The following is a 9,270-nucleotide window of genomic DNA, read 5'->3' as shown; positions in this document are numbered from 1 at the left end:
CGTGATTGAGACGTCAGACATCTCGATCAACAGTCCGGGGGCCTCGCTCGTTGCGGCTGTCAACCGTCACCCGATCGATGGCCACCTCGAAGAGGCTCACTCAGCCTGCGGTGAGCATCACTCAACCTTCGTCGCGACGGGGCACGTTCCGCCCAGGCCCACCAGGGTCCTCGACGTCATTGCTGAACCCTGCCAAGGTGCGCAGGTATTTGGAATCAACCGCCTTACGTTACAAGGAGTATGAAGGCGATTGCCAGGACTGCGAATATGAGCCGACCGGATGGTAGTGATCGTGCGTGTTCCTTCGCTTGAGCAGCGCGGTTCTGCTGAAGAGCGCGAGCTACAGCTTGTACGATTGCGTCCTCGTCAATTTCTTTCGCCTCTCTCGATATCAGTTTGATTGCTTCGCACTATTCAAGAAGGCGCCGGGGCCCTGAGGGGCGTGTCGGTGCGGGCCACTACCACCTCGTGGCGGTGGCTCATGGGCTTCACGGGCGGGGGTGAAAGGGCTTGTAAGGTTCCGCGGCGCGGAGCAGCCTGCGGTGGATCTCTCTGCGGAGGTCTTCGGCCAGGCCGTCATGGAAGGGATCGACTGCGGCGAGGCAGTCGATGGCTTCTTCGACGTCCCGGACCTTCTGGAGGATGGCTTCGAGGGAATGGATGATGTTCTGGGGGCTGGGGGAGTCTGAGGAGTTGTCGCGGCTGCCGCTGAGCCTGGGAGGGGGCGGCGTCTCCAATCCGGACGGCTCCGTTACGTGCTCGTGACCTTCTGTAAAATTTTGCAGGTCGGGCCCAGCGGCCAGACGTCGGGCATCGAGTGAAGGTCCGACCTGCACATCCGGGTCGCTCGGGCGAGGCGGAATGCGTGGCAGTGCGGATGTTTGTTGCCGGGTCGGTTCTGGCGTGGGGAGTTCCTCCGCGCTCATCAACTGACGTGTGGCTTCCAGGAACTGCGGTGCTTCGGCTTTGGTGCCGGTCCTTTCCAGCACAGTGTGGACGATGCGGGTGGTGAGGGCGGCTGTCAGGCGCAGGCCGTCAGCTCTGGTCCGAGCGGCGAGCTGCTGGTAGAGGTCCACGGCGGGGGCGAGGCCGAATCGGTGTGATATCGGCAGCAGGGCGCGGGTGTGCGAGGGCGTGACGGGTTTGTCCAGTGTCTGCTGGAGGCGTTCGGCCAGGGGCCACTCCTCGATCGCCTGGTAGGCGGCGCGTTCGCTCATCTCCCACCGGTCCTGGACGTACTCCTCGAAGGTGCGGTGGTCCTGGCGGTAGAGCTTGCGGTCCCGGATGCTTTGCAAGGCTTTCCCGGCAAGCCACCGCGCAGTGGCCAGGTGATCGACCGCCCATTCGCACACGCCGAGGTCGTGAATCTCTGTGTGGGACAGATCGCCGGCTGCGTCAACGGCCGGGGGGTCGGGGATCATGTCGGCGGTGATGACCAGGTCCGCAGGGCGACCGGTCGCGGGCTGGGATGGCTGGCTGTGCACCACCTTGTTGCTCTGGTCTCGGCGGTGGCGCAGTGCGTCGGTGCGGTTGATGGCGGCGGTCACTTGTGCACCTCCTGCTTCGGGAGCATGCCGCGGTCGTCCATCTCGGTGACCAGGGCGTCGTACGCGGAGCCGTTGGCGGTGACCGGGGAGAGCATCGACTGGGCGTACATCTGCCGGTTGGGGATGATTGTGGTGAACACGTTCCAGCCGTCTTCTGCCAGGTAGTTGCGGTAGTCGTTGGTGGAGCGGGAGTTGGCGGTGGTGCGGTTGAGCAGTACCCAGGTTTCCGGCGGTTCGCCATCGGGACGCAGGACGGCGACGTCCTCGATGAACTCACGCATCGGCATCCGCTCGATGCGATCGACATCGGACCTGGTCGGAGCGGTATTGAGGATGGCCAGGTCGGCGACGCGCAGGACGGACAGGACGATGGCGCGGTGGTCCTCGGCGTGCCCGCAGTCGACGACCGCGATCTGCCCCGGGGTCAGGCTGGGCGACACGTTCTTGTGGAACATGGGGGAGGGTTGCTGCTGCACGGGGAAGGGGAATCCTCCGGCTCGGACGTCCCATTCGGCGAGTTGGCGACTGTGGTCTGCTTCGAAGGCGCTGACGGGATAGCCGCGCTCGTGGAGCGCGTGGGCGTGCCACCCGACGGAGGTGGTCTTGCCTGCCGTTCGGGGACTGATGTGCGCGATGATCACGATGTCTGCTCTCTGCCAAAGGCATGTGGATGGGGGAAGGGGCCGGTCCGATGTGCGGCGGCCGCGCATGAGCGTTGTGCGGGCTGCGACAGTCACGGCGGCCGCGCAGCCCGATCGCGCCGACCGTGGCGGTGCGGTGGTTGCATGACCGTGTGGGCCTGCCGGAGCAGGCGGTAGACGGTGCTCACGGACGTGCCGAAGGCCACCGCCAGGTCCGGCACGCCGTCACCGGCCTCGTAGCCGCGCCGCAACTCAGCCGCCAATCGCCGCCGGGCCTCGACCGACAGGGCGTCGGCTCGTGCACGACGGGTCTCCTGACCGGAACGGAGCACGGCTCCCACGTCCGTCAGCCGTCGCCGTACGGTCCGCGCGGAGAGGCCCTCCTGAAGGGCCAGCGCCTCAACGCTCGCCCCGGCCGTGTACTCGGCCCGTAGGCGCACGCCGAGTGCACGGCGGGCCTGCTCCTGCTCTTCACCGGCACGCAGGCGACGGGTCTGCGCAGGAGTGCGCATCACCGTCCCGGCGTGGCGCAGGCGGTTCACGACGGTGCCGTGGGACAACCCGGTCTCCCGTTCCAGCTCCTCGACGGACGCCCCCTCGTCGTAGCGCCGGCCCAACTCAACGGCCTGTCGACGGCGGGCCTCAGCGGCCGCGGAGAGCGTGGCCGTCATGCGGCGGACTCCCATGCCAGGACGGCTTGCGCGTGGGCTGCGGCCAGCTCGTCGTAGGAACGTTCATCGCCGGGGCCGAGGTGGATCAGACGCCCGTCAGTGGCCACCCGCCAGCCCGGCACGAACCGCCCGGTCGACGGGTCCACCACGACTCCACCCGGGCCGCGCCAGGCAGCCGGGAGCTCATCGGGGTGCACCGAGGGCACCACGACCTGACGGCCGTCATGGATGACGACCAGCGCCCTGCTCCGGTGGGATGCTCGTTGTTCCAGAGCGGCCCGGTACGTCGCGCGCTCGGCAGCGTGCCGAAGCCGACGCCGCTCGCCGATTCCGGTCGTGCCGCACAGGACTGCGATGGTCTGCCACTCAAGGAGGGGCTCGGCGGAGGTAGCCACGGCAGCCCTCGGGAGGCTCGTATCGTCGGCGATGCCCTCCAGAGCACCGGGTGCCAGGCTCCAGGCCGCGCCGGTCGGTACGACCAGGCCGACCGCGGCCAGGCGTTTCAGAGTCCGATAGGTGGTGGCGCGCGAGACTGCGGAGGCGGCGACCAGCTCGCCGACGCGCTGAACGGGATTGGTGCTGAGCGCGCTGAGGATCAACAGGCTGCTGCTGCCCAGGCCTCGATGCGCGAATGCGTCGTGGGCCATGAGGCGGCTGATGGCAGTTGAGTCGACTTCGGCCGCAGTCTCAGTGGGGGACCATTCCTCAAGTGCCGTGTCGGGGGGGCGCTGAGTGGTCCGCGGTTGAGATGCCGCGGGGCCTGGCCGGCCGGGGCCGTCACCGAGGTACCAGGCCGAGCCCTCCGTCCCGCGACCGACCTTCAGTCGACGCAGCCACCCTGCGGGCTTGAGGACGGTTGCGTAGGCCGCGCGGACGGCCTGGCGGGAGATGCCCGCGGCTTCGGCGGTCTGCCGTTCACTGGCGCTATGCCTGCGGCCACCGGCCGTCTCGGCGAAGGCGATGTGCGCCAGCAGCACGCGCAGCGCGGTTCGGCCGCGTTCGCCCCGCCAAGGAGTGGTCTCTATCCGGGCGCGCAGGCTGGCGAGCCCCTCGTGGACATGGTGCCGGGACTCCACGTCTACGGTGCTGCCTATGAGCGCGCACGCGGACTCCCAGACTCGCTGGACGTAGTCGCGGGCGCGGCCGTCGCCGGAGCGCGCTGCGACGGTCCGCACGTGGCGCCCGCCTTCATGGTCGGGCCGCACGAGCAAGTGCAGGAGTTCGTCCACGGTGCCGTGGGCGCGGGCGACGTGGCAGGCGATCGCCGCGGTGATGCGGTGGCCGTGGTCGGCCGCTCCTTGCCGGTTGTGGCGTAGAGCCACGCCACGGCCCTTTAGGGAGAGGCGGGTGTAGCTACCGGAGGCGTAGCGGCCGGTGAGATCACCGAGCAGGATCAGGTCGGCTGCCGACCGGGGAAGCGTGCGGAGCGAGAGCGGCGTGGAGTGGCTGGCTCTGGCTGCCTCTGACTGCCTCGCAGCGGCGTGAAGAGCGGTGTTGGGGGAGTGCGTTGGGGGGTCGCCGTATGGCATTGTGGTGGTGTCTCGCAAGGACGTGGACACCACCACAGGCCAGCTAAAACCGCAGGTGGTGTCAGTACCGACCTCCAGTCGGTGCCAGCGAAGCCTCCAGGACTGCAATCCTGGAGGCTTTCGTGCGTCTGGCTCCGGACGGAGGCAGGCGTCCCCATCGCGGCTCGACCAGGCACCTTCAGGAAGCTGCTCAGGGCGAATGCCTCTGACTGCCTCTGAACGCCTCTGAACGCCTCGGGTCGAATCGGGGGCGAATCAGAGCGGTTGGCTCTGATTGCCTCCGATTGCCTCTGCAACCCGTCCTAGCAGGTCACAGCCGGTTCGGCTTGCATCAGTGCAGGTCAGGGCGGTGGGTCAGATGAACCCGGCGTACAGCCCGACTCGTCTGCCGCCACCGCTCCGACCAGGTCGGGCGGTGATCAGTCAATTTCGCTTGCGCCCGTCAGGCCAGGGTGTTGTAGGTGTTCCAGCCGCCGCCGATTCGGGTGCGAGTGGTGAACGGGGTGGTCTTGGTGGCTGTGCCGCGGTGCAGCCAGAGCGCTCCGGTCGAGTCGCGGGTGACGAGGTCCGCTTTGCCGTCTGCGGTCAGTCGCCGGGGACGACGAGTTGGTTGTAGGTGTTCCAGCCGGAGCCGATCAGGGCCCGGGGGCCGAGGGGCGCGGTGGTGGTGCCGGTTCCGGTGTACTGCCACAGACGGCCGGTGATGTCGCGGCCGAGCAGCAGGTGGCGTTCGTGGACAGGAAGTCCGTTGACGGCGAAGGTTGTCTGGGCCCGCTGGCAGTCGATGCCGTACGTGTAGACCTGGTGGAGGGCCGTGGTCTGCAGTTTCCAACTCTCGGTACCGGCGGTCACGGTGACGGTGTACATGATGTCGGTGCCGCCCGGGGTCACGTCGATGACTCCGAGGTTCGCCGTTCCGGTCCGGTCGCCGTACCCGCCCCAGTCGATCTGGCCCGACGCCTGGGTGAAGTAGACGTACAGGTTGCCGTTGTCGACGGCGTGGACGTGGATGGTGTGTGAGGCGGAGGATCCGGCGCGAATGTCGGGAGCGGTGAACGCCATGGTGTTCTGGGCGACATGCGCCGGGGTCTTGACGGTGAAGGTGCCGGACCCGTGGGTGCTGTCGGCGGGCGTGGCCGCGGGGTGCGGGCGGTCTCGATGGCAGCGTCGAGGCTGGAGCCTGCCGGCGTAGGCCGCGCCGTAGTAACCGGTGGTGTTGGCCGCGATCTGGGGCGCGAAGGACAGGATCGGTGCGGACTGTCCCCCTGCCTGCCACCTTGCACAGGTAGACCGCGGTCATCGCAAGGGCCGGTTTGCCGGGGTACTGCCCGGTGACGGAGCCCCCCTCGGGCAGGCGGGAGCCCGCCGCCGGACCGGTCAGGGGAGTGATCGATAAGGCGTAGACCATGGTGACGTCCACCGCGGGCGTGGACGTCACCAGCGTTCGTCTGCCAGTTGTCCGACGGTCTCAGCACCACTTCACGTGCCTGCACGATGGGCCAGCCCTCGGCGGACGCGGGACCGGAAACGCCCACGGTAGCGGCGACGAGCGTGCCTACCGACCCGCCGACCGCTGCTATCCGGGCCCGGCTCCTACCTTTGCGCATGGACCCTCATATCAAAATATCGAATGAGGGGGTGGGGTGATGGTGCGGTCAGTGACGCCGACGGACCAGTATCCGGCTCGTCGGCGTCACCCCGCGACCATGGGTCAGTAGATGGCGGTGATTTGGCTGCTCCAGGCTGCGGTGCCGACGAGGTTCGGCGCGCGATGCCAGGTGGGGCTGCCTGGGTAGAACAGGAGACAGCCGGTGGGGCAGGTGGTGCTCTGAGCGGTTCCGTTGCTGTCAACGTAGGTGACCGTGGCGGTGGTGCTGGCAGCGGTGGTGGCCCAGAAGTCGCCGTACTCGTCGCCCGGCGTGGGCTGGAACTGGTGATAGGTGATGGCAGTCCCGTCCGAATCAACGGTGGCGGTGACGACCTTGCCCTGGACGTTTCCGGGTGAGGTGAGCAGGGGACGGGCGGCGGTGGTCCAGCCGGGGTCGCCGTAGACGGTACGGGCGCCGAGGGAGAAGACCCCGGTGGTGCTGTCGATCCTGCCGGGGTAGAGATACAGCTTTCCGGCATCGGGGTCGCGGGCGACGATGTCGCCCGTGCCATCACCGTTCTGGTCGCCGACGGCGAGGTTGGTGAAGTGTGTCCAGCCGCCAGATCCGATCTCAGTGCGCCCGAACATGTCAAAGGGTTCGGTCTGGTCGGCGGTACCGTCGCTGGTGACCTTGCCGCTGTAGAGCCAGAGTTTGGCCTGGGTGCAGGGAGCGTGGTTATCGACGCACTCGACGGTGATCAGGTCATTGCCCGGTTTGCCGTCAATATTGCCAGGCATGATCATTTGCAGCATGTATGCCCAGCTGCTGTACGGGTGGACCAGTTCGCGGCGGGCCGAGTAGATGGGCACGCCGAGCCCGTTGCCCGGGTACAGGTAGAGCGCTCCCCCGACGCGGACGAGGAAGTCCTCGTAGCCGTCGGGCGGCGCCGTAGGGCTGGTGAATCCGACGAAGTCCCCGCGGTGGGCGATCAGAGCGCCGCCCCACCCAGAGGTGCCGACCTGTTGGGCGGCGCCCACATGGCCGGTGCCGTCACCGGGGTACAGGCGGAGTTTGGCGTCGGCGTTGGAGTCGACGGCGACGAAGTCGGAGTATCCGTCGCCGTTGAGGTCACCAGGGAGATCTGCTGTGGCCAGGCTGCTGCTGGGGTCTGCTCCCGGGGGATAGACGAACTCTGACTTGAACGTCGGCAAGGCGACGGTGTCGCCGGGGCTCCCGTCTGCGCCGTCGTAGGGCGAGTGATTGTCTGCCTTGTCATAAGCAATGACATGCAGGGTGCTGGAAGGCCAACCGGTCGGCGTGACGGTGATGGTGGCACTGTGGTTGCTGTCAGCGGCTACCCAGGTGCCGTTGGAGCAGCGGGTTCCGGATACGGACAGTGGCCTGTCCATGAGGTAGCAGAAGCCGGCCAGGTCCGTGGCTGAGTTACTGAGTTTGAGCTGCCGTGCGGTGCGAGCAGTGGTCTTGACCGTGGTGGGGTCGCCCCCGTCAGCGGTGGTGACCGTGGCGGGGTCGGTTGGACCTTCGCGGTCGACAGTGAACGCGCAGGTGCCCAGGAGGGGCGCGCCGGTGCCTTCGTCGTCGGTTATGCCGACCCTCCAAGCGTAGGAGCCGCTGGGCAGAGACTTGGAGGGGACCGTGACGGAGGCGGTCTGACCGCTCAAGACGGTGTCTGCGTGGGGGCTGAAACTGACCGCCGAGTTGGTGGTGGTGTTGGTGACGGAGAAGTCGGCCGTGACTTTGCCACCGTCCTTGTCAGTGGCCTTAGCAGTCAGTACCAAACCGCTGTTGCCGATCACTCCACCACAGTTGATCTTCTTGTTGCCGTCGCCAGCCGGGTTCCACGAGCCTTCGTAGGCGGCCGAGGAGTCGAGGCTGGGTGCGTAGTTGTAGGTCACTTCGAGCACCGGGTTGTTCGTGAAGCGCTTGAAGCTGTTCTGATTGGACTCGTAGCCGTCGGCGGCCTTCAGAGCGAGCACCAGGGTGCCCCAGCTGTTGGCCGCGGCCTGCTTGACGTAGTTCGTCAGCGCCGTGCTTTGGAAGTCATGACCCAGGTTGCCGGGACAGAATGTGGGGTTGCCGTGCGCGAAGGAGTCCGAGGCCAGTTTGGTCGCGAGTAGGCCACCGCTGGTGTTCCAGGTGGGGGTGGTGTCGATACTGCCTGACGACCAGAGTTCGGTCGGTCCTGCGACGGACGGGTCGCAGCCCCAGGAGTGGGTCTCGGTGACTGCGAAGGTCGCGTCGGTGATGTCGGCCAGCTCCAGGCCGTTGGTGTTCATCGCGAAGAACGACCGGGTTGAGCCGGAACCGTTGTAGCCGACTCGCGGCTCGTCGGGCGGGTTGTCCGAGTGCCAGCCCGAGCCGTTGGGATAGCTCTCAGTGGGGAACGCCGAATAGACCACCGCCCACTTCTCTATGTGACCGTCCGTGAACGGTGGGTCGATGACCAGCGGGAACTTGTCGGCGGTGGCCAGGGCGACGGGATCTGGGGTGAGCGTGAGGGTGCCGCCGCTGACGTCCGCCGCCACGGGCGCGCTTGCCGTCGGAGCTGCGGCTGAGCTGCTGGTGGCGGCCCGGGCACCTTTGGACGACGGCGCCTGGGCTGCAGCAGCCGCCGGTGCTTGCCACATCTTCGGGCGTGGGGCACTGAAGACGACGTTCCCGTGCGAGTCCTTGGCCAGCAGGTTGTCGGAGGAGTCGTCGTCAAGGGTGACACCGTGTGAGGTGATGCCCAGCTTGATGGTCTTCACCGCGGGATTGGCGGCGGCTGCGGCGGTCTTGACGATGAGCTGTTCGGCGAACCCGTCGACCTGCGCGATGATCTTCAAGTCGACGTCAGGAAGCACGGACGGGTACACCGCAGTGTTGCGGTTGAGTACGGGCACAGGCAACCGTGCCGGCCAGCTAAGGGAGAGTTGCTTGTCTCCCTTGGTCATGGTGGCCAACGGTGCTCTGCCTCCACCGGAGAAGACGAGGCCGAACACGGGCGACTCCGGGGCGATGGTCCCGTCACCGCGCTTGGTCAAGGTGGGGTCCGTCGCACGCCAGGTCCCTTCGAGCTTCGACCACATCGGCGTGGAGTACTGACGTCGAGTCAGAGATCCCCCGGGGTTGGCGAAGACCTGTGCGGACTCCTCACGTCGTTGCAGCACCTCCACGCGCTGACCGGTGGCAGCCGCTTTGGCGAAGGCCTGGGAATCGTAGTCGGCGGTCAGGGCTGGGGAGCCGGTGTCGGTGGCGACCGCGGTTGTGGTCATGGTCAAGGTGCTCGCGGC

8 protein-coding genes are annotated in these 9,270 nt (G+C 67.3%); 2 read left to right on the top strand and 6 right to left on the bottom strand.

Going from position 1 to position 9,270, the window contains the following annotated elements; genetic code table 11:
- On the top strand, positions 1 to 244 hold a 244-nt coding region (locus tag AB0M29_RS41365; RefSeq protein WP_365392110.1), incomplete at its 5' end, for a hypothetical protein.
- Between the two features lie 244 nt (positions 245 to 488).
- Here the strand turns inward: AB0M29_RS41365 and AB0M29_RS41360 are convergent.
- The 4 genes from AB0M29_RS41360 to AB0M29_RS41345 all read right to left on the bottom strand — a co-directional run bounded on the left by AB0M29_RS41360 (position 489) and on the right by AB0M29_RS41345 (position 3,506).
- Positions 489 to 1,547: a hypothetical protein gene (locus AB0M29_RS41360; RefSeq protein ID WP_365392108.1), complete on the bottom strand. Its 1,059-nt coding sequence runs from the start codon at positions 1,545 to 1,547 to the stop codon at positions 489 to 491.
- On the bottom strand, positions 1,544 to 2,188 hold the full coding sequence (locus AB0M29_RS41355) for a plasmid partition protein (RefSeq protein WP_365392106.1): 645 nt from the start codon (positions 2,186 to 2,188) through the stop codon (positions 1,544 to 1,546). The genes AB0M29_RS41360 and AB0M29_RS41355 overlap by 4 nt, the downstream gene beginning before the upstream one ends.
- Before the next feature lie 92 nt (positions 2,189 to 2,280).
- The gene (locus AB0M29_RS41350; protein WP_365392104.1) at positions 2,281 to 2,859 is read right to left on the bottom strand and encodes a helix-turn-helix domain containing protein; all 579 of its coding nucleotides are present in this window, start codon (positions 2,857 to 2,859) and stop codon (positions 2,281 to 2,283) included.
- Entirely contained in the window at positions 2,856 to 3,506 is a 651-nt protein-coding gene (locus AB0M29_RS41345) for a helix-turn-helix domain-containing protein (protein WP_365392102.1), read from the bottom strand. Before AB0M29_RS41345 ends, AB0M29_RS41350 begins: the two co-directional genes overlap by 4 nt.
- A gap of 279 nt (positions 3,507 to 3,785) precedes the next feature.
- On the opposite strand from AB0M29_RS41345, the gene AB0M29_RS41340 reads away from it, so the two are divergent.
- Positions 3,786 to 4,175 (top strand): hypothetical protein, encoded by a 390-nt coding sequence (locus AB0M29_RS41340; RefSeq protein ID WP_365392100.1) that lies wholly within the window; start codon positions 3,786 to 3,788, stop codon positions 4,173 to 4,175.
- Positions 4,176 to 4,973: 798 nt separating this feature from the next.
- Here AB0M29_RS41340 and AB0M29_RS41335 read toward each other — a convergent pair.
- Both AB0M29_RS41335 and AB0M29_RS41330 read right to left on the bottom strand, forming a co-directional pair.
- Positions 4,974 to 5,450, bottom strand: a complete 477-nt coding sequence (locus tag AB0M29_RS41335; protein ID WP_365392099.1) for a hypothetical protein — start codon at positions 5,448 to 5,450, stop codon at positions 4,974 to 4,976.
- 649 nt (positions 5,451 to 6,099) lie between these two features.
- Positions 6,100 to 9,252, bottom strand: coding sequence for a VCBS repeat-containing protein (locus AB0M29_RS41330; RefSeq protein WP_365392097.1), 3,153 nt, complete (start codon positions 9,250 to 9,252; stop codon positions 6,100 to 6,102).
- Positions 9,253 to 9,270: the final 18 nt, after the last annotated feature.

It is taken from the genome of Streptomyces sp. NPDC051976 (assembly GCF_040680795.1).
Lineage (GTDB): Bacteria > Actinomycetota > Actinomycetes > Streptomycetales > Streptomycetaceae > Actinacidiphila.
The sequence above is the reverse complement of the archived record's forward strand: the minus strand, read 5'-3'. Positions and strand labels throughout refer to the sequence as shown.